Genomic DNA, 1,262 nt, shown 5'->3' with positions numbered 1-1,262 from the left:
CCATTCGTCGGTTTGCTCGGCGAGGACGCCACCGACGAGGCGGATGATCGCGTCCCGGTTGGGGAAGATTCCGACGCTGTCGGTTCGGCGGCGGATCTCTCTGTTCAGCCGCTCGTTGGGGTTGTTCGACCAGATCTGCTGCCAGAGGTCCTTGGGAAACGAGGTGAACGCGAGGATGTCTGCCCGGGCCGCGTCGAGGTGCGAGGCGACGTCGGGAAGTTTCTCGCTCACGTAGTCCAGGGTCCGGTCGAACTGTGCGGTCACCGCGGCAGCGTCGGGTTGGTCATAGACACTGTGCAGCATCGCTTTCACGGCCGGCCACATGCTCTTGGGTGTCGCACTCATCAGGTTCGCGGAGTAATGGGTGCGGCAGCGTTGCCAGGCTGCCCCGGGCAGGTTCGCGGCGACCGCGTCTTTCAGCCCGGCGTGCGCGTCGGAGGTGACCAGCTGCACCCCGGTAAGGCCGCGGGCGGTGAGATCGGCAAAGAACGCGTTCCATGCCGGACCGGTCTCAGACGTGGCGACCTGGAGTCCGAGGACCTCACGGCGTCCGTCGCCGTTGACCCCGGTCGCGATCAGGACCACGGTGTTCACGACCCGGCCGCCCTCTCGGACCTTCATCGTCAACGCGTCCGCGGCAACGAAGGTGAACGGGCCGGCCTCGGACAGGTTGCGGTGCCGGAACTCGTCCACGTGTTCATCGAGATCGGCCGCCATCCTGGACACCTGCGACTTCGACAGGGAGTGGATACCGAGCTGCTTCACCAGTTTGTCCATCCGGCGGGTCGAGACGCCGGCGAGGTAGCAGTCCGCGATGACGGTGATGAGCGCGGCCTCGGATCGTTTCCGGCGTTCGAGGAGCCATTCCGGGAAGTAGCTGCCCTGTCGCAGCTTCGGGACAGCGACATCGATCGTCCCGGCACGGGTATCGAGGCTCCGATGCCGGTAGCCGTTGCGGTGGGTGGTGCGGTCAGGGCTGCGTTCGCCCCACTCCGCGCCGACGACGGCATCGGCGTCAGTGGACAGCAAAGCGTTGATCATGGTCTGCAGCAGATGCCGCATCAAATCCGGGGACGCGTCGGTCAGGGCTTCGCCGAGCACGGTCGCGGGGTCGACAATATGAGGAGCGGTCATCGTGTTGATGCCTTTCGAGTGGGATGTGAGAGTTTCCTCGAAGGATCACACGGTGACCGCCTTCACGTCAGCAACGACGCAGACAACCACCGTGGCGTTACACCACTATGCGGGACTCCACTAATTGC

The 1,262-nt window shown here is 64.9% G+C and carries 1 protein-coding gene; it reads right to left on the bottom strand.

Annotated elements, in window-relative coordinates:
- Positions 1-1,134, bottom strand: a 1,134-nt coding sequence (locus ACETK3_RS21300) for an IS256 family transposase (RefSeq protein ID WP_306971982.1), incomplete at its 3' end; no start/stop codon positions are given.
- Between the last annotated feature and the right edge of the window lie 128 nt (positions 1,135-1,262).

Origin of the sequence: Arthrobacter sp. E44 (assembly GCF_041877125.1) — a bacterium.
Lineage (GTDB): Bacteria > Actinomycetota > Actinomycetes > Actinomycetales > Micrococcaceae > Arthrobacter.
This window is presented reverse-complemented; position numbering and strand designations above follow the sequence as displayed.